Source organism: Rhodococcus sp. Leaf233 (assembly GCF_001426165.1).
Classification (GTDB): Bacteria; Actinomycetota; Actinomycetes; order Mycobacteriales; family Mycobacteriaceae; genus Rhodococcoides; species Rhodococcoides fascians.
Genome location: NZ_LMRO01000009.1, coordinates 777,632 through 796,314, shown reverse-complemented (window position 1 = coordinate 796,314; position 18,683 = coordinate 777,632). Strand labels below are relative to the sequence as shown.

General features: G+C 61.3%; 16 protein-coding genes, 1 tRNA gene and 1 pseudogene. 4 read left to right on the top strand and 14 right to left on the bottom strand.

Features of this window, described 5'->3' with window-relative positions; all coding sequences use genetic code 11:
- Positions 1-79 precede the first annotated feature (79 nt).
- From ASH04_RS27225 to ASH04_RS26555, 3 genes and pseudogenes are all read right to left on the bottom strand, one after another.
- Positions 80-541 (bottom strand): IS3 family transposase, encoded by a 462-nt coding sequence (locus ASH04_RS27225; protein WP_268793681.1) that lies wholly within the window; start codon positions 539-541, stop codon positions 80-82.
- Between the two features lie 103 nt (positions 542-644).
- Positions 645-782: pseudogene (locus ASH04_RS27560) on the bottom strand (IS3 family transposase); the annotation flags it as partial.
- Positions 779-1,243, bottom strand: coding sequence for a transposase (locus ASH04_RS26555; RefSeq protein WP_156394547.1), 465 nt, complete (start codon positions 1,241-1,243; stop codon positions 779-781). The pseudogene ASH04_RS27560 and the gene ASH04_RS26555, both read right to left, overlap by 4 nt.
- A 266-nt stretch (positions 1,244-1,509) precedes the next feature.
- Between ASH04_RS26555 and ASH04_RS14470 the strand changes: the two genes are divergently transcribed.
- A complete protein-coding gene (locus tag ASH04_RS14470; RefSeq protein ID WP_156394546.1) occupies positions 1,510-2,625 on the top strand; it encodes a hypothetical protein in 1,116 nt (371 codons plus the stop codon).
- 76 nt (positions 2,626-2,701) lie between these two features.
- Here the strand turns inward: ASH04_RS14470 and ASH04_RS14465 are convergent, their stop codons facing one another.
- From ASH04_RS14465 to ASH04_RS14450, 4 genes are all read right to left on the bottom strand, one after another.
- The gene (locus tag ASH04_RS14465; protein WP_156394545.1) at positions 2,702-4,081 is read right to left on the bottom strand and encodes a tetratricopeptide repeat protein; all 1,380 of its coding nucleotides are present in this window, start codon (positions 4,079-4,081) and stop codon (positions 2,702-2,704) included.
- Positions 4,075-4,440, bottom strand: coding sequence for an ATP-binding protein (locus tag ASH04_RS14460; protein WP_156394544.1), 366 nt, complete (start codon positions 4,438-4,440; stop codon positions 4,075-4,077). The genes ASH04_RS14465 and ASH04_RS14460 overlap by 7 nt, the downstream gene beginning before the upstream one ends.
- A 146-nt stretch (positions 4,441-4,586) precedes the next feature.
- Complete coding sequence (locus ASH04_RS14455; RefSeq protein ID WP_156394543.1) at positions 4,587-4,949, bottom strand: hypothetical protein; 363 nt, start codon at positions 4,947-4,949, stop codon at positions 4,587-4,589.
- A gap of 381 nt (positions 4,950-5,330) precedes the next feature.
- Complete coding sequence (locus ASH04_RS14450; RefSeq protein ID WP_057473778.1) at positions 5,331-6,095, bottom strand: hypothetical protein; 765 nt, start codon at positions 6,093-6,095, stop codon at positions 5,331-5,333.
- 681 nt (positions 6,096-6,776) lie between these two features.
- On the opposite strand from ASH04_RS14450, the gene ASH04_RS14445 reads away from it, so the two are divergent.
- Genes ASH04_RS14445 through ASH04_RS14435 form a run of 3 tightly spaced genes read left to right on the top strand, consistent with a single transcriptional unit; the run spans position 6,777 to position 9,177 of the window.
- Positions 6,777-7,529: an 8-oxoguanine DNA glycosylase OGG fold protein gene (locus ASH04_RS14445; protein WP_057473777.1), complete on the top strand. Its 753-nt coding sequence runs from the start codon at positions 6,777-6,779 to the stop codon at positions 7,527-7,529.
- Positions 7,526-8,281 carry a DUF2510 domain-containing protein gene (locus tag ASH04_RS26180; RefSeq protein ID WP_082519253.1) on the top strand — a complete coding sequence of 252 codons (756 nt, stop codon included), beginning with the start codon at positions 7,526-7,528 and terminating at the stop codon, positions 8,279-8,281. Before ASH04_RS14445 ends, ASH04_RS26180 begins: the two co-directional genes overlap by 4 nt.
- The gene (locus ASH04_RS14435; protein WP_057473776.1) at positions 8,278-9,177 is read left to right on the top strand and encodes a hypothetical protein; all 900 of its coding nucleotides are present in this window, start codon (positions 8,278-8,280) and stop codon (positions 9,175-9,177) included. The genes ASH04_RS26180 and ASH04_RS14435 overlap by 4 nt, the downstream gene beginning before the upstream one ends.
- Before the next feature lie 31 nt (positions 9,178-9,208).
- Here ASH04_RS14435 and ASH04_RS14430 read toward each other — a convergent pair whose 3' ends face one another.
- The 7 genes from ASH04_RS14430 to ASH04_RS14400 form a co-directional block, all read right to left on the bottom strand.
- Positions 9,209-10,573, bottom strand: coding sequence for a hypothetical protein (locus ASH04_RS14430; protein ID WP_057473775.1), 1,365 nt, complete (start codon positions 10,571-10,573; stop codon positions 9,209-9,211).
- Positions 10,574-10,851: 278 nt separating this feature from the next.
- The gene (locus ASH04_RS14425) at positions 10,852-11,718 is read right to left on the bottom strand and encodes a zeta toxin family protein (RefSeq protein ID WP_057473774.1); all 867 of its coding nucleotides are present in this window, start codon (positions 11,716-11,718) and stop codon (positions 10,852-10,854) included.
- A gap of 2 nt (positions 11,719-11,720) precedes the next feature.
- Positions 11,721-12,194 (bottom strand): winged helix-turn-helix domain-containing protein, encoded by a 474-nt coding sequence (locus tag ASH04_RS14420; protein ID WP_235580008.1) that lies wholly within the window; start codon positions 12,192-12,194, stop codon positions 11,721-11,723.
- 232 nt (positions 12,195-12,426) lie between these two features.
- Positions 12,427-13,476: a DUF4238 domain-containing protein gene (locus ASH04_RS14415; protein WP_082519251.1), complete on the bottom strand. Its 1,050-nt coding sequence runs from the start codon at positions 13,474-13,476 to the stop codon at positions 12,427-12,429.
- Positions 13,477-13,847: 371 nt separating this feature from the next.
- Positions 13,848-16,454, bottom strand: a complete 2,607-nt coding sequence (locus tag ASH04_RS14410; protein ID WP_057473772.1) for a hypothetical protein — start codon at positions 16,452-16,454, stop codon at positions 13,848-13,850.
- Between the two features lie 228 nt (positions 16,455-16,682).
- Positions 16,683-17,165, bottom strand: a complete 483-nt coding sequence (locus ASH04_RS14405) for a hypothetical protein (protein ID WP_156394541.1) — start codon at positions 17,163-17,165, stop codon at positions 16,683-16,685.
- 1,419 nt (positions 17,166-18,584) lie between these two features.
- A tRNA-Leu gene (locus ASH04_RS14400) sits at positions 18,585-18,661 on the bottom strand.
- Positions 18,662-18,683: the final 22 nt, after the last annotated feature.

The following is an 18,683-nucleotide window of genomic DNA, read 5'->3' as shown; positions in this document are numbered from 1 at the left end:
CGGTTTCAGCGCTAGAAAAGTGAGGTTCCCCCCGAAAAGTGGACAGTGGCTACGCGGCCATGATGGGCGCGTTCAGTGACTATTCGTAACTGTGAGGGCTGAGCATTCCGATTGTGGAGTGCCGTCGTCGAGTGTTGTAGAAGTTCATCCAGTTGTCAACTGCAGCAACCAATTCGGTCCTGTACGCGACCGTGTGGCGGTAGTAGTACTCGTGCTCGAACGTCGACCACAAGCTCTCCGCGCCGGCGTTGTTCCAGCAGATGCCGGTCTCGCCCATCGAGCGCCGCAACCCGTAGCGTTCGCACGCTTCCTTCATGATCGCAGCGGTGTACTGGCTTCCCCCGTCCGAGTGCATGATTGTGCCCGCAACATCGCCGCCACGTCCTGCAACTCCCATGTCCAGAGCGTCGAGGACGAGTGCGGTGCGCATGTGATCGGCGACGCCCCACCCGAGGACCTTTTTCGAGTGCTCGTCCTTGATGGCGCACAGGTACATATCGCCCTCTCCGCAGGTCAGATACGTGATGCCCGAGGTCCACAGCGCATCGACGTGCCCTGATCGAACCGGCGTTGCACCAGATCCTCGGGAACGAGGCGAAGGGGTCGACCACGGTGGTGCGGATCTCGAACGTGCGTGGGCTGATCCCGACGACGCCGAGGGAGCGCATGATCTTCGCGACGGTTTTCTCGGTGATCACCTCGCCCCAGTCATGGAGTTCGGCGGTGATTCGGGGTGCTCCGTAGACGCCTTTCGACTGCCGGTGGATCGCCAGGATCTTCACCTCCGATCAGCGCGTCGTTGTTCTCTCTCTGCCAATCTGGTTGTCACACTGCGTCCTTGGTGTTTGTAGAAACCGGATGTCGAGACCTCGAGCAGTCGTGCCATCCGGTGGACTGCGGAGTTCGCGTACCCCGCGGCCATCAACGAGTAGAGCTCTACTCTTGTTGATTGGCTGCGAAGTACGCGGACGCTTTTTTTAAAGAACGCGATGTCTTTCTCCTGCTCGGAGACCTGCCGGCGTAACCGGGCCAGCTCGGTGCGTTCGGCTGCCGTGAGCGGTTGATCACCTGAGGTGGCGGCGGCCTCGATCCGGCGGCGTTCGTCGGCGACCCAGCGGCCGAGCAGTCCTTCGTTGATGCCCAATTCGCGGGCGACCTCGGCGATGGTGCGGCCGGAATCGATCACCCTCCGGGCGGCCTCGACCTTGTACTTGGTCGTGAACGACCTGCGTTTGCGGGACATGAGGACACCCTTCAAGCGGAACCCTCGGTCCCGCTATCTCGGTGTCCACCAACCGGGGTAAACCTCAGCCGACAATGCTTCGTGCGACGCTGGCGGTTGTGACTGACGACGCTGCTACATCTCAGCAACCGACCCACCCCGACTGCGACGACCCTGATCGGGTCGAGGGCGTGGTGGCGTTCTCGTTCGTGCTTCCGTTCCTGCTTCCACTGGAACCGCAGGCAATACCGATCGGCGTCGACGAAGAGTACTTGCGTATCCGCGGCGTGGCACCGGCCGAGTTCGACCGGTCCTGGATGCAGATGCCGTGCAGCTGCGTGGCGATCTGGTCTGTGGTGACCGACGAAACCCATCCCGTCTTCGAGGACACAACGGTGGCATCCGCCGCGCTGGCCAAGATCACCGGTCAGGACCCCCACCCCACCCCACCGCTCAGCGAAGACTTCGGACAGAAGCGCTCGACTGTAGTCGTTCTCATCCCCGTCAAGAACCGTGCTGCCGCCTTTACCCCACCGCGCGACGGCAAAGTAGATCCGCTGACGCTCGCACACTGGCTGATCGCTGATGCCGCGCGATCGTCACGGATAGCCTCCATGGTGCCGATACCAGAGCTTCGCTACCGATCGCTGAACCCGATCGTTCCAGCCACGTTTGGGGTGATCAGTGAAGCCGGAGAGATCAATTTCAATGAGAAACAGACTGCGATTTTGCTGGACCACCTTCCCTCGATGCTCCACTCACCGGAGCCGGTCGACCCAACTGCGATCGGCAAGATCTTCCATGAACTTACTCGCGGCAGCATCAGCGCGCTGGTACGCGATCACTTCGCTCGCGCGTACGCCGAGCACTCCGCTGGTGACCGCCGCGCGTCAGTGCTCAGTCTTGCCATCACGTGTGAGCTAATGCTCGACAGCACCCTCGCCGCGTTGCTCTGGGAAGAAGGCCGAACGCCCGCCGAGGCCGCACAGGTATGGGCCGCCACGAGTTCGATCACCGCACGGGTGAAAACCCTATATGCGGGCCGCCTCGGAGGCAGTTGGCACGTCGACGGTGACGGTCCAGTGAGTCGCTGGCGAGAGCACATCGTCGATGTCCGCAACAGCGTGATCCATTCCGGACGCGCTCCATCGGAACCAGAGTCGGAGAACTCCAATGCGGCGGCATCGGAATTGCTGACGTTCGTGAGCAAGCGGCTGGTGCTGAAGTGGAAGGCGTGCCCGAAATCGATGGCAGTGCTCTGCGGACCGTCCTCCGTAGAGCAGCACGCGTCGAAGAAACAACGGGACAACGTCCATGCAGAGCTCAAACGATGCTCAGCGTTCGCCGTCGAGTTTCACCAGTGGCGCGACGAGTGGCTACGCGAACGAGCGATGCTTAGCTAAGAAGCCACGCGTACCCGGACCAATCTTGGCGCAGCGGCCGAGGCCGCGCTGGAACTTTCCTTCGCCGAGTACGCACTTACGTATCCCGTACGCCCCACCCATAGTGGTAGAGAGTGCGGCGGGACTCCAAGGTGTCCGGGTGCTCGTCACCCAACAGCCGCTCACGATCAGCGAGGATCTGCTTGAACATTCTGACCGCATCTCTCCGCCGCCCCGACCAAAAGTAGGCACTGGCGAGATTGTCGCGGCACCTCAGAGTGTCCGGATGCTCGGCACCCAACAGCCGCTCACGATCAGCCAGGATGCTCTCGTACAGTCCGGCCGCTTTCATGTTGTTCGTATAGGCGTGGGCGAGATTTTCGCGGGACTTCACGGTATCCGGATGGTCGTCGCCCAACACCCGCTCACGATCAGCGAGGATCCTCTCGAACTGTTCAATCGCTTCATCTGTCCGCCCCGCCGACCAGTAGGCTTCCGCCAGATTCTTGCGGAATGTCAAAGTATGCGCGTGCTCGGCACCCAACTGCCGCTCCAGGTCTACGAGCGTCCGCTCAAACAATGAAATCACCTCACCCGTCTGCCCTGCAGACTCGTAGGCAAACGCAAGATTCTCGCGGAAGGCCAAGCTGCGGGGGTGCTCGCCGCCCAGCAGCCGCTCACGGTCGTCGAGGGTCCGCTCAAGTGCAATGATGTGCGGCAGTAGATTTCGCCAGACCGGCCAGCTGCCCGGCTTCTTATGGTCGGGCAGAGCGCGCCACATCGCGTCTATTGCGGTGGCGTGAGCGCGTTCGATCGCGACGCCGTCGCGGTGAGGGTCCAGCGGATCCGGGGTGCGGGAAACTGCTTGCACCAGCCGATGGATCGACACCGACTCACCGGCCGGATCTGCGGTGATCATGTTGTAAGCCAACAGCATCCCGATGGCAGCGTCACCACGGGCTTGATCGGTCTCGTCGCGACAAAGGGTGAGCGGAACGTTGTCGGGCGCGTACCAGGCAAGGATGCGGAGCAGTTCCACCGCGTAGGGCTCAGTCTCGGCGATGCGGTCCAACGTGACACGCCAGATCCGAGTAATTGTGCGTTCGGCATCGGTGCCAGTGGCAGCGCGGTCCAGGGTCGGGCGGGGTTGGTCGTTGAGTAACTGCAGGTAGGCGCGCGGTGTGGTGAACCGCTGATGCGCCAGATACGCCCCGGCCTGATTGATTGCGAGAGGAAGGTAGCCCAACGCCTCACATAAGTCTGCGGCTCCGTCCAGGTTGCGAGGTCCGGCGGCGGTGACCAATCCAGTCAACAGCTCCTCGGCGTCGTCTGCATCGAGAACATCCAACGAGATCACCGCCGCATCGGACGCCCACAACATCGACAATCGACCGGTGACAATGATTCGCCCACCGCGAGCCCGCGCCCGGACTACAGCGATGTCCGCCGGGTTCTCCACGTTGTCGAGGATCAGCAACCACCCCGTGTGAGTGCCAGCCACTGCAATCCGCGCTCGACCAAGGCCTCGACGGTCAGCACCTCGGCCAAAGCGGGCTGCAGCCGAGTCGCGAACGCTGCCAGACCCTGCTCGACACCGGCGCGGGAGTCCGCTCGGATCCAGACGACGGGGCCCAATCCGTGCGCGCGGGTACCCGCCCAGTAAGCGGCGAGACTGGACTTGCCGACCCCACCGAGCCCGTGCACGGCCGCCACCACAACCGTCCGGCCGCTCGTGAGCGCGTCGTCGAGCCTCGCCAACTCCACTTCCCGCCCCACGAACCGGTCAGGCCACGACTCCAGATTGCCCATTCCCGGTGGCGCAACGATCTCCGACATCGGGTGGAACGCTTCCGGTGGAAGTTGCACCACCCGTGTGGTGGAGGTAATCGCGGTAGTGAAATCACCACCGACATCGACGTGCTGGGCCGAGAACGAGACCGGGGCGCGCGCGGCGGGTGTACGCCCACCCGAAGCCGGCGCGCCTAGTGAGGGCCCGGCAGCTCCGAGACGACGTCGACGTCGGTCACCGACAACTCCCCGGCAACGGTCACGTCCCCGGCGACGACACCGCTGGCACCAGCGGCGCGGATTCCACTGACCTCGACCCGGCCGGCCTCCAGGCGCGTGAGTTGCACGCCCACCACCTGTGCTACAGCGGGTGTGTGCTGCGTGAGCGCAGTCAGAAGCACCTGCACAGCGCCCACGAGTTCGACGTCCACGCCTGCGCCAGCATGATCGAGTTCACCGGCCAGCACCGCCTGCCGGGCCGGAATCTGAGGGCCCGCCTCGACAACGCCGATGTATACCGTTCCCGCAGAATCGCTTTGATTCCCTGTAGGCGTCACTCACCGCCTGTTTCGCGGTCTCGGTAACCCCCGCGACCAACCCGTCCTTCACCGCGTACGCCGCCGCTATTGCCTCCGGACCCACCCGAACCACCCCGTTTCAGTCGGTGAATCACAGTAAGGGTTCTGGGGCCAACGCACGACCACGACCGTCCTGGGGGTCACAAAATCGCCCCAGGATGCCGGTCGAAAACACAAACGACGTCGGGGCACGACAGAGACGGCCTCCACGCCTCTCAACGGCCCTACAGGCCTTCTTTGCGACCCGGGTATGGCCGGTTGCAGGAAATTGGCTTGACAGAACCGCTGGGGGTCACTAGCGCCTCCTCGGAAACGAAGGGGTGGCCGCAGACATCGAGTCGCCCGTTCCGTTCGTCGTTGTCAGTCCCAACTGTTGGTGCTCTTGAGGTAGTCGGAATTCAGGTAGTAGACCTTGCGCTCGCGTAGGTCCGACGTCCATCTGTCTTCCGCGACCCGGGTGATCTCACTCCGGGCGAGGCGTAGAGCTTCCAGCTCTTTCATACCCCGCTGCCAGGTGTCGTCTTTGACGAGAAAGTCTTTTCGGTCCGACGCCGAAACGTGGGCCCCCACGCTGTCCTCTCTGCCGGCGAGAACTAGCCGCAAGCACAGGTACACGTACAAGGCGCGCGCGGACATCACGCAGATCCATCCCTTGGACCAGAGTTCGATCGGGATGGTGATGTAGGGCGCTTGTTTCGGTTCGGGCAGATGGACAACGGTGAGTTTGAACCCGCGGCCCCGTTCAGGGGTGCGGGTAATCCAGCCGTTCTCGTCGGGGGCACCGCGCTTCTCCAGTGCTTTCATCGCTCGTTTGACTCGCCGGGTGCCTGGTCCTGCGATGGGGTCGGCGGGATTGAGTTCCTCGTAGCCGAGAAGCTCCGCCCAGTAGTGATCCGGAATTACTCGATACAGCTCGTGTGGATCTTTACGGGTCAGCAAGACCAGCGTCAGATACACCTTGAACGCGACCTCACCCTCCGAGAAGAGCCTCGACAGAGGCGTCGACGGTTGCCCCGCTTTCGCAACCCGCGCGAACTCCGCCGGCAGCTGCACGGTCGACCTCCGGCCCGACTGTTTGACAGCCTTCTCCAACAGGTGCTTCGCCGTTGGGGTCACTGTTCCCATGTGCCGCCTCCAAGCCATCTTCTCGGTTGCTACCATTTCAGCGGTCTCGACTGGAGTAGCGGAGTAATGCGATAATGGGGTAAGAGCTCTATGCAAATCCCCAGTTAGATACGCAATACTAGTCTGCTCAAATGGTCCTGACAACCAGCCAATGCAGTTCTCTGAGACGGCTAATACGGTAGCTTCTTTCCGCTACAACGAGCTAATCTAGACGCTGACATGGTGGGTCGCACCCCCTTGTGCCCGGCCGTAAATCGGGACCATCATGGTGAGTACCGAGAGGGCAGAGCGTGCCGAGTTCCACCCTCCTGAATAAACCGAGAAAGGAGGAGGATCTCGCAATGCGTGGTGTACGACTCACGATCAAATGGGCCCGCGGGTCCATCTCGATCACGCTCGAGCCTCACTAGCTCAGGTCCATGTCGGAAACGGCGTGGACCTCAGCAACATGCTCGAACACCGCACGGACCGTGCGGACGCGTGACCTGACGTTGTGGGGACCGGCCCGCCGAAACCGGGCCGGTCCCCACACTCAGTGTCTCGCAACTACCGCCGACATACGAAACCCAATTCACTCCGCCGACGCCGTGCCGTGCCGCCAGCGGCCTGCGATCATCTGCGCGACGTGGTTCGTGTCCGGGAACTACCGTACGACCGAACCGACTGACGTACTTTGTCCAGATGGACCGGCATCGCTCAGACATCGGTTCAGTACCACCGATTCCTGCTGATCTCGAGGATCAGCTCCGCGGCACATTCGTCCCACAGAGGGCGTTCCACTACCCGGCCGCGCGTTGGTCCACGTGGCTCAACAACCTGGACGGGATCGACGAGGCCCTCGGGACGCTGCCGGCCGCGCTCGACCGGTCCATCGCGGCTGAACGAATCGACGAGCTGCTTCAAGGCGACAAGACCGCGGCAGCGTTCGTCGTCGCGATGATGTGGGGCCACGGCTCGTCTGGATACGGCCCCTTCCGCACCGCACGAATCTTAGCCGGAGCCGCCGATCCTGCCGGTGAACCACTCTCCCCCAACGCGCTCGAAAAGCTCACGCGCTCAGTCGACATTGCGCAGAACAGCGGCGCGGTCTCGGGATACCGGTACCTGAACAACGACGGAAGAATCACCGGGCTCGGCCCGGCGTTTTTCACGAAATGGTTGTACTTCGTCACCGCCCGCGGCAATCCAACCTCTCCACACGCCGCTCCCGTGCTCGACGCCCTGGTCATCGAGTGGTTGCGCCGACACGCGCACGTCCGGATCCGCGCCGGCCGCACCGCGGACTACGCCGCCTACCTCGACCACCTCACCGCATGGGGCACGGCAACCGGCCACACACCGGTCGACGTCGAAGAACGGATCTTCCGCCTCATCCGTAACGACGGAACACCCCACGACAGCATCACCGAGAACGACGAACGGACACCCCGATGACCAGCCCCACACCCCCGCCCGGATGGCACCCAGACCCGAGCGAACCAGGACTGATCAGGTACTGGGACGGAACACAATGGACCGAACACACCCAACCCGCCACCGAGCCGACAGCAGAGGAACCAGCGCCCACCGGTGCCTCTGAACCCGACCAGCCCGACCGGGCAGGCGTACCCCGCGCGGTCAAGATCATCGGCGGCATCGTCGCCGCGTTCGTCGTGATCGGCGTGCTCGCTGCCATCTTCGGCGAGGACGAGCCCGCCGACGACCCTCAGGCGGCTGCTCCGTCCACCACATCGAGCGCCGCGGCACAAGAAACGTCCACGCTCACCCCGTCGACAACCACACCGCCGGCCACCACCACCGTCCCGCCGACCACGACCACCTCAGCTATGGCCGCAGCTCCCCCAGCTCCCGCGAAGTACACTTCCGACCCCCGATGCGCACCCGCGAATCAGTCCCTCGTAGATCTGGTCTCCTCCGGCTTCTCCGAATCAGGCCTGACCCTGACCAACGGCACCGTCATCGACGCCGGCGACTACACCTACATCGGAGGAACCACCCTTGCCGCCACAGGTGGTGTCGAGAACCGATCCGATGTCTGGGTAATCGCCAACGGCACCGTCTACTCCTCCACCGGAGGAGCCCGAAACACCACCAGCTGGCCGCGAGCCAGCTCCGAGTTGGACGTATCCCCCGGCGACCCCGACGTTCAGGCCGTCGACGCCTGCGTCGTGGACCTAACCCGATGACGCCGCCCTCAGGAGACGCTCCAGGGTCGGCCGAGAGCATTCTGCAACTGCCTCCGGACCAGAGCCAGGTGTGGACGCGAAACACCTACCTGGTTCGAGCCTGCGAGCTCGTCCTGACCCGCACGGTCGATCCCGTACCGAACAGCGCCCTCGATCGGGTCGACGCCATCTATCACTGGGAGAAGGTTTCTGTCTGGACGCGTAGTTACCTGCTCTCCTCGGCCGAGAACCTGTCACTGTGGGCCGATCTGGTGGCACCCTATGAATTCGTCCCCGGTGCCGTGAACAGAGTGCGGACGCGGCCGTATCTGCTGCTCGCGCGGTCCGGACTCGAAGCGGCCGCTCACGCCCTCTGGATCCTCGATCTCACATCTTTCGAGGAGTGCGTACAACGACACGTCCGGCTCATGCACCACGACTTCAAAATGCACAAGAAAGCACTGGGAGCCAGAAAGAGTGATTCAAGCCGAATCGAGCAACGGATCACCGATCTCGTATCCCGCGCAGCCAATCTCACGTTCGAGACCACACCGACGCGCAAGCCGCCCGGCTATGAAGATCTGGTGCGCGGCGCTGCGGAGTCCACAGGCAGCGACCCGAACGAGTGGGCGTACCTGTGGAACGCAGCCAGTGGAGCCGGCCACGGACAAAACTGGTTCGGCCTCGAAGGCTTCGACCTGGTCCCCACCGAGGAGTACGAACCAGGTCATTTTCGGACCACCTCGATTCCGGACCCCATCTACATCACAGATACCGTCGACGCTGCGACTCACGCTTTGCTGCGAGGAACAATGCGATGGCTGGAGCTGGGTGGCCACGACGAAAAGATGATCGGTGCAGTGGCACCGGAAATATTCGCCAAAATGCCGAAGACATCCGACGATCTGGGCTCCTAGGGCGGTTGAACCAGCCGCACGTCGAGACCTATCAGGGGTCGATTGTGATGTGGTGCCTTGTGAACATTCGATCGAAGAAATCGGCAAACATAAGCATCGGCCGCTCTCGGTCCGGTAACTCGTAACCCCCGAACCGGTACACAGTGTAGTTGCGTAGCTGCATCTCACGGTCGTACTGGGTGTTCCGGGCATAGCGAGCGGGCGACGGTTGACCTGCCTCGTCGGTGTAGTGGCTGCTGCCATCGACCTCGAGGACAATGCGCTGATTGTTCGGGCCGAGGATCAAGAAATCCATTCGCTGTCCGAGCAAGGCTCTAGCCCCTCGCTCTCGAATGGTCTTCGGGTCCCAGTGCATCCACACTTCAGGCAACAGTGCAGGCACGGAACCGATCCGGTCCCAATAGAGCTTGTGGTAGATCCAGAACAGATAGCTCTGCGGAGGTGACGATTCCGGAATGGACGCAGCGAGTCGGTCATACAGGGGCCGCGGGGCTACCTCGACGTCGATTCCCGGGGTCTTCGCGCCCCACCATCTACGCAGCGCGTCGAAGCGCAGCCCGTCTATCCCGATCGGTGCGTCGTATACAAGTGCGTCGTGCGCATCCACGATCTCGATCTCACCGGCCACCGCATCACTGACACGCAGATCGGGCTTGCTCGAGGAGGCGAAGATGACGGTCTTCGGCCGCGATGACGGCGTCAGGGTGGATGCCAGGCGATAAACGGGATAGCCGCCGGATCTATCTACCTCACGCAACTCCAGGCTCGCCTTCCTGAGCACAGGGTTGACCAGTGACACCACACGTTCCTGATTCTCTTCCGTCGGAAGAGCGGCATGGGAGACAACCTGCTCCAAGAAACCGACGAACCGCCTGTCGACGGTCTCGAACGCACCCAACCGGTCGAGCAACATCTCCCACGACCAGTCCCCCGGGTTCTGGAAGACGTGCTGCTGGATCTGCTTGCGTACCGAGGGCGGACCACCGAAGAAGTCACCGAACACATCGTCACCTCCAAGCACCCACCATCTATCGAGCAGCGCCTCGAAACGGTCCTGGTCATGCAGAAAGTCCTCGATGGGCACCGCCGCTGCCACCTCGCGTCGAGTGCGTTCTTCGATCACGAGACCGTCGTTCCTCCAGAGAACGTCCTGCAGCCCGTTGCGCTGCGTCGCGGACGGCTGCATGTGGTCCAGAACCCATGCAGCAGCGTCTTCCAACGCGCTCGGGGTCAGCGTCTCCACCAGGATCCGCACACGCTCGGCTTTCGTCGCAACCTCTTCGCTGGGCCCAACCAGCCCCATCTTCTCGAACCGGGTGGTGATGTCTTTGTGGGTGCCGGCCACGAGGAGATCGGACAGCAGCGGCCGCAAGGTCTCGACGTCCAAATCGCTCATTTTCCGATTCTCTCGCATGCGAACCCGATCGAAGTGAACTCGGTCCTAGCCCAATCCGGGCCCGGCTTGCTCATCTGCGTGAGCGCTCATACCCCTCACAAGTGGCGAACGACGCCCCGTCGAGTGCAACGAGGACCTGCCCAGGCACAAGAATCATGTTCGCGAGCCCGACCGAGCACGGTGCCCAGTCCTCGAGCTACCCGCACACCAAACCTGGGCCGTGACATAACCGCAGGTAAACACGCCACACACAAATCCGGCGCATCCAGGCACTGGCGTCAGCCCTGGCTTTTGTATTTTCTCTCGTGAAGCACTACAGGGCCTGTTGACGGATCAGTTCGGAGTATCAGAACGTCGACGGTGTCGATAGCTCCGTGCTGGGCCAGCTCATAGATCCGGAGTGCATGTCGGCTGCACCGTGTCAGCTGCTCACCCGGATCGTAAGCAGTGTCTATCGCCGCTGGTGGGGTGAACCGCCCACCCAAGTCGTGGTCACCTCGTTTCCACTGCTCACGCCCGGACCACCACCGTGACGTGGCCTGCCTGTGGGCTGTCTCGGCGGTGACCTCGAGACCGAGGACCTGCAACTGCGTGTAGTCGGAGTCCGCGAGTTGGTCGAACACCGTCTGTTCGTATCCGGGGTACGAGAGGGTTCCCTCGATCACGATGTTCTCGCGCCGCCGGAGGCAGTGGCGACGAATACCTTCGATGACGGCTGTCGATTCTCGGTGCACCAAAGCCGCGAGTTCCATCGGTGCCACGTTGTGCCCGTCAGCCAACGAGCGGCCCAACAGGTCGTCGTAGATGCCGTCTGCGAGAGCTTGCTCGACGAGATAGACCTTGACGATGTCCGCGTCGAGGACACGGTAATGACCCAGGTCGGGGATACGTTCAGCGAGGACCGTGGATTTACCGGCCCCCGGCACACCAGCGGTGACGATCGCCGACCGCCCTTCACGCGGCGGATCCTGCAACCCCAGATAGCGCTTTCGAACGCTTCGGAGAAACCGCCCACGGTTACGGGAGTCGAAGCGGTACCGCTCCGCAGTGTTGCCGGGCGCATCGGTGTGCAGCAACCCGCCCTGCGCGCACAGAGCAGCGAGCTGCTGCGCGACTTCCTCGCGCAGTAGGTCCGAGTCGTTCACTGCTAAACGTTCGACCCGTCGGTCAGCTTGAGCTGGCGGTCGGAAAGCCGATCGAACTCGTCCTGATAAATCAGATCGTTGTAGTACGCGTCCTCGATCTGGTCCCAGTCTCCGGTGATGTACGCATCGGTGGCCACGCCCCCGACCGTCGGCACCACACCGAAGGTGTACCGCCAATTCAACAACGCGGCCATCATCTCGGCCCTGGTGATCTCACCTGCGACACACCGATCGATCACCTCCGCCGGCGTCTCCCGCACAACATCCGGATCGACCGAGCACCGCTGAAGCGCCCGTGTCACGGTCGCCTGAGACATCGTCCCAAGTAGCTCACTGATGATCTTGTGCGACACCCCGCTCCTGCTGGCAGCGACAATTTCGCGGTACCGGCGGCGCTCACCGAGACGCTCCAGCGCCCCACGCTGACGCAAGCGGTCCACCACCGACGACTCGCCTCGCGTATCCAGATCCATCATGCCCACCACCTCGGACGATTCATTATGAATTGATAATACTCCGGTGCACACCCCGTGCACACCCCATGCCCAGGCTTCAGCCGGGAGTTACCGGCACCGGCGACCACGAACCTGACCGGACGGCTGTGCCAGCAGCCTGAGTGCATCGAAGCAACCAAGATCTGCTCTGCGCGCTGTTTGCTCCCCACCGCTTTGCTGCAAAATGGATGTTCCCCAGGAATTTTGCTTCAGTTTAGGTGTATTCGCACATGGCTGGGGCCTCTGAGTGAAGGCCTCGGTCGCACAGAACTACGTCTGGACCGACAGAGAACCCTTCAGCCTGTTCCACACAGCAGCCCGGGGGCTTGAGGTATTTGTGCTGCGGTGTGTACTGCGAGCACCGTAGTCGCATCTGCGTACGACGATTGAACAGTTTGGTCTTCGGCAGCCGGTCCCTCTGCTCGGGCGGGGCGAAAATCCAGCGCTCTCGCCCTTGTTCGATCGACTTTTTCAGCAGACCACGGTCCTTGGGGGCCGCCTGTCGAATCACTGCCTTCTCGCCCGAGGGTGCGTTCGTCAGCGCGACCACGCGGTAGGGGCTCACGGGCCAGAGGATGTATGGAGCTGCCATCAGGGCGGGTCTCTTGTTGTTCAGGAAAGGCACCAGAACGGGTGTGTCGCATGTCCAGAACCGGCCTTCAGGGTCGTCCCACACCTCGATAGACCGGGTTGTCATGACGTCGGCTGATTGCCACATGCTGTTGAACAGCAGCTCGGTATGAATACCAGCGACCCGGTACGGGTCCATGGGGTCACTCATGGACTCGAACTGTTTCGGGTTCTGCGCGACGAGCCAGGCGTCATGCTGTAGTCGGAGGCGACGCTGTTGAGCAGTTCGCATCCTCTGCACGGCAACAGTAACGCCGAGGCCGATCAGGTCGTCGAATTCGAGCTCGTCAGGATCCTGTAGGTTCTCGAACAACGCTTGCACGCGGGCCAATTCCATGTCCGCGACAGAGAACATCGACTCAACTCTGTTGTGTGCCTGAGCATCTGGTCCGACCACTCGGTAGAAGTTCTCACCCACACATACATCGTTGACCGACAATGCCCGCACTTCGCCGGTAATGGTGTCCAGGTTCCAAATGCGCCGCTTCAGCTTCCCAAAGCCCCACCTTTTCAGGTACGTCCGCGGTACGTAATGGTGCCGCCTGCTGATGGGGTCCGGCTGGTTCTGCGTCTCTAATAGCCGGTCCATGTACGACCGCGATCGTCCATCGAGCGCTGCGCCGCCCGCGGTCATCGGAACGCGTCCCCAAGGGTTTCTGTGGCGACTCACAACTTGCCACTCGGGCAAAGTTGGCACGTACGGCGGACTCGTGAACTGACGTCGGCTGACCTCCGGTTCATTGGCATCCGTCACAATCGTTGCCAGCTTTCTTCTTCGAGGCTTGAGCGCAGGCGAGCCGGGGTCTGGTTCTAGACGAGGTTTACTGTCCCGACGTTATAGGCAACGTCGGGCCCAATGTTCTTAACGCTGCATTGGGCTCCTCGACTGATCTGCCCCCAACCGCAAAACCAAGCGACGTCCCAACGCTATCGGTAGCGGGTGTCCATTTCCTCTGCGCGTCTATCTGCCTGCAGCGCGAACTACGGCGAGCACTAATTCTTACGTCAAACGATGGTTCGACTAATCTGTACGTCATCCATTTGATATCCAGCTAAATACGCCAGGGCTTCTTTGGCGGTCCCCGCCTGCAGACCGGACGGGGGTACGGAAGGGCCAAATGCTCTACGGAACAACTCGTCCGCATCTGCCGGGTGAGCTCCGTCCAAGATCTTTACGATCACGTCTTCCGCGTTGCCGGGCATGTACGTGAATGCCACCAGCGGTGGTATACGACGATCCATACCGTTGAAGACCGCTACACGGAGAGATTGCTCAGGGCGGGTTCCGCGATGTTCACCAATCGTGATTTGCTCGGACAGGATTTTTGCGAGTTCCATTTCTCGAACATGCGCTGTTGAGATGTAACGTTCTAATGTGTCATCCAACGGTATCTCGACTGGTGCCTGGTGTGCGTTGAACATCCGGGCTGTCCGCAGGAGATTGTTCAAGCGGCTGACCACAGGGTCCCTCCGCTGTCGGCGTACTGCCCCGCCAACGGAGTGAAACTGTGTGACCGTTTCGGAAGGACGAAGCGCAAGAACCTGTTCAAGTCGGGCGAAACGGTAGGGCTGTCCGAAGACCAACGAAGTGAGGTCGTTGCTTACTTCGAAGACCCGTCCGCTCCCCCTAAGCTCAACGAGATGAAAAGTGTTGTCCCGCTCGGCGAATGCCATTCCAGGTTTGCTGTCAAGCGCGTAGACAGCCCGCTCGAGTTCATCACAACTCGTCTGCAGTATTTTACGGATCAGGACCTGACGTGCTGCGTATTCACGCAGTGGCGCCGGGCGACTGTTGATCATGTAGATCTCGCCGTCGGGTCGTTTTGCGACTTGGCGGCCCGTTGCAAAGTGCACCGCACGTACGAAGCGCCAACTGGGTAGGGCGCGACTCGGATCGGTGAATAGTTTTGCGACCCGAATGCGCTGGCCGTATGACGTTCCGGTGACATTCTCGGCAATCTCACGTGCCCGTTGTAGGTCGGAGTTATTTCTGAATGTGGCTGCCAAACTGATTGTCTCGGTACCATAGTCGACCCATACTCCAAGCATGGGGTTAGCGGGGCCGAGGCTCGGTGGGGTTCGATATGGGAACCCTTCAACTCGCGCAATCAAGTCTATGGGTTCTGCGCTTCCGACGGACGAGACAACGTACGTGGCTTGTAGTCGAAGATCGTCGAAGTGATCACGTATGACACTTGCCGTGACACCGGGGGTCACAGCTCGACCGAGAACTGACTGAACCCTGCCGTGGAGAACGAGAGTGGAAGTGCTAGCGAAGTCGACACCTACCTCGGCGACTATGTCTGTGTCATGATTCCCTTGGATCGAGATGGGTAGTGACCTAATGAGGCCCTTTTCGATCAAGCCCGGCAGTGCGTCGATCGCATCGCCGCGGTCACATCCGAAGGCCGTGTTCGCGTAGATCAGCGCCTGTTCGGGCTGGGTCCACCTTTTTCCGTCGTCTGTACTCAGTTCGAGTTCGATAGTCGATGCCATGACCGCAAGTTCGGTCTCGGATAACTCCACCACTCGACGTAGCGCGGGGCTATCCGCTTGGCTCTGGCGCGCGAAGCGAGCAAGTTGGGAGATAGGGACAAGTAGCCTTGTGTAGAACTGACCCTCCTTCATGAATTGGTCGACCAAGGTGGAGAACGCCTCCTGGCCTACGTCTTCACGCTGACGTTGGTCGAGAACCTTGTTCCATAGAAATTTGCGGCGCTGTTCGTGGAACCAGAGGCGGCCGTCGCGTTCAACTGTCAATAGGTGTTCACGCTGGAGCGCGTCGCGAATTCTTCCCCAATCGATAGGAGACATGGAAAGATATTCAGTGATGGAGTCTTCTGGCGGGGGACTTACGAAGGCAGAGAGTCGCCTCGCAACTGAGTCTGCGGCACCATCCAAACGCGCTATAGAATCTACGACCGATTGAGTGAAAGCTGTTGGTGGTGTGTACTCGGCGATGCTTCCATCGTTTTGCAGCTGATTTATCAACCCCTCAATGATTAAGGGGTATCCGCTGGACAGCAACATGAACTGGTCAATTATTGAATCATCCAGTTCGGCCTCTGCAATCCAAGTCGCAACGTCGTCGCGGGTAAGGCCCCCGATTCTGATCTCCCGGCTTCGAGTCGTCCGCAATCGGCTTAGGCCTACATTTGCAGCGTGGTCAGCGAGGGACCACGAGATGACGAACCGCGCCTTGCGAGGTGGGTTGTCGGTCAGGGACGCAAGGATCCGTTGGTCGGCGTCGGTGAGTCTCTGTACCTCATCGAGACTAATGATGAGCTGTAACTCTAATGCCGCGGCAACCTCGTCGCATAAGCGGACCAATACTTTGACGACGTTGCCGTCGCTTCGCCGCCGCACATCGTGCTTGATTTCCTGTAGGGGATCGGTTCTGAGTCCCTTCACGAACGCCGCGATCCCCTCGCCGACGTGCTCGCCCAGTCGCCCCTTTACCAGGGCCAGTAGCTCATGCGTAACTGCTTTGGCCAAACTCTTTCCAACTTCTGCTGCGACTTCCCGGCTGGCGTTTTCAAGGCGTCGCCTCAAGGAGCTCCAACCGGAAGCGTCCGTTGTTGTAGTGATGGCCTCCGCCAAGGAGTCCATCACTGCGACTTGCAGAGCACCGTCGTCGAAAGCACACGTCTGTACCGAGGGTGCGAGACGACCTCGTCGCAATTGCTCGTTCCGGTGCTCTACGAGGATCAGGGATTTTCCTGTGCCCGAGTCCCCGCAAAGGACTACGACTGGTTCTGTTGTCGCGAGTAGCTCGAATAGTTCAGCTCTCACTCCTGTCCTCCACAAATGGCTACTTGCAGCGAACCCATCAGCTTCGCATCACCAGCGCACTCCACTTGCCGATCCTTGCCATTGCTCCGGCACTTCCGGGTCGCCGCCGAGTTCGCGGACGAGGTCAGCTTCGGCCTTCAGATCTTCCTGGAGCCCAGCCAACTCCTCGACGTCCACACCACTACGGACCCAACGTCTCCCAACGGTGATCATCTGGTCATTCAACGACCGGTAGCTCGCCACTGCCTTCTCCATGGAAGCGTCATCGGCAATCAGCCGTACGACACGCAGAAAGTGCGAGTAGCCGAGGACACCGGATGCATCGGTCGGCGAGGGAACGCCGCTCGCGACCACCAATCTCATGAAAATACCCATCTGGAACGCGAGCCGCTGCTTCACTCCCGCGCGGGAACGCTCGACCGATCCTGGGTCTGTCCACTCTTCTAGGCGTTCATCGTAGGAATCAAATTCGCGCCTCAGTACTTGAAGGTCGTTTAGCCAATTTCGGAGAAGTGTGTTTGGAGATGCCACGTGTGCCCTCGCTGTTCGGAGCCAGCCTGCGTTCTTGTCTGGAGTCTACGAGTAGTTACCGACAAACCGGACGTACTCCCCCTCGTTCGGTGAGTCTGCTGCCTATAAGCCAATATCTAAATCAGCGTTTCCATCGTTGGGCGCGTGCTCGCCGTGTAGAACTCTACGGAGCCGAGGCTGGCGTGGCCGGTCTGGCGCCTGATGGCGGATCCATCGGCAGCGTTGCGGGTACCTTGGGTAACGGATCCGGCCCGGAAGAGGTGTCCACCCGGCCTGGCGAGCGCGGCTGGGTCGAAGCCTGCGTGGTCAGCACGGCGACGGATAGTTTGGAGGATCGCGACCCCTGACAGCGCGGTTGCACTGAGGTTTCCATTCTTGGCGACGGCCCGGAAGAGTGGTGCTCAGGCGGCGGTGCGGGGCACTTCGCCGCGGCACACATGCCCGGCGAACGGCTCAGGTTTGCGCAGTAGTCGGATTACCGACGACGTCCGCCGACGTCGACCGCCGCGACGACCTGGATCCAGCGGACGTAGGCGCAGGGCGGATAAGCCTCATGAGACTCCCTGTAGGACAGGGCCTTCACCGCTCGCTTACCCTCCTCGTCGGTCTTAAACTTCCGTAGCCGGTTGTGAAGTTCGTCGTGCCATGCATGGTGACATCGCCCCAGACGAGCTCGGACAGTTCGCGGCGGGGGTGAGCACCGGCGAACCCGAGAAGCAGGTTCGCCGAGTCGCGACGTTCCAGGACCTCGTTGGCCCGTCCGTGGCACCGCTGTCGGGCCTGTCTCGACCAGGAGCTCGATGTCGTCGACCAGAAGGGGAATCTCGCGGGGTGCGGGGCCGGTCCCCCGCCGCGGCATATTCGCGTCTGATGCCGGACAGGGTCGCGCCGACGAGTTCGTCCACGGCCGGCGATCGGTGGCCGGTGGTCCGGTGTTGGTGGTTAATCGCGGCGATCCATGTGCCGAAGGTGGCGACTGGATCGACCCCGCTCCCTTGTTTCGGTCCGAGTGTCGGCCACATCGACAAGGTAAGTGGCAACAACTATCGGGTGTGCTGAAGGCGTCACGTGACCATTTGACTCGCACCAATGAAAGAAGGTCTCCACGCGGCCTCCCATTGCTGAGGCAAGACAGTGACGTGCGCAGTAGTTGTGCCGAGTCCGTGTACGCCGGTTTGTGTCCAGATGGCCCCTCACGAGGCAGTTGTGACAGCGTTGTGACACCGAACGACAAAGAGAGCCACATACAAGCGCGTGACCTGGGGAAATACTCTTTCATGGCTCAGGAGATCGGCGAACCTCGCGGATCTGAAATCCGCTGTCTCGGTTGTCCACTCAAATCCGTGGTGGGCCGTCGAAGTCCACGTTACCACCCCAAAAGCACTGTCCTGGTCCAGAAATCTGGATCCATATGGACTCTGGTGCCCCCAGTCGGACTCGAACCGACACTGTGCGAATTTTAAGTCCGCTGCCTCTGCCAATTGGGCTATAGGGGCCACCGCTGGAGTCGCGCTCCAG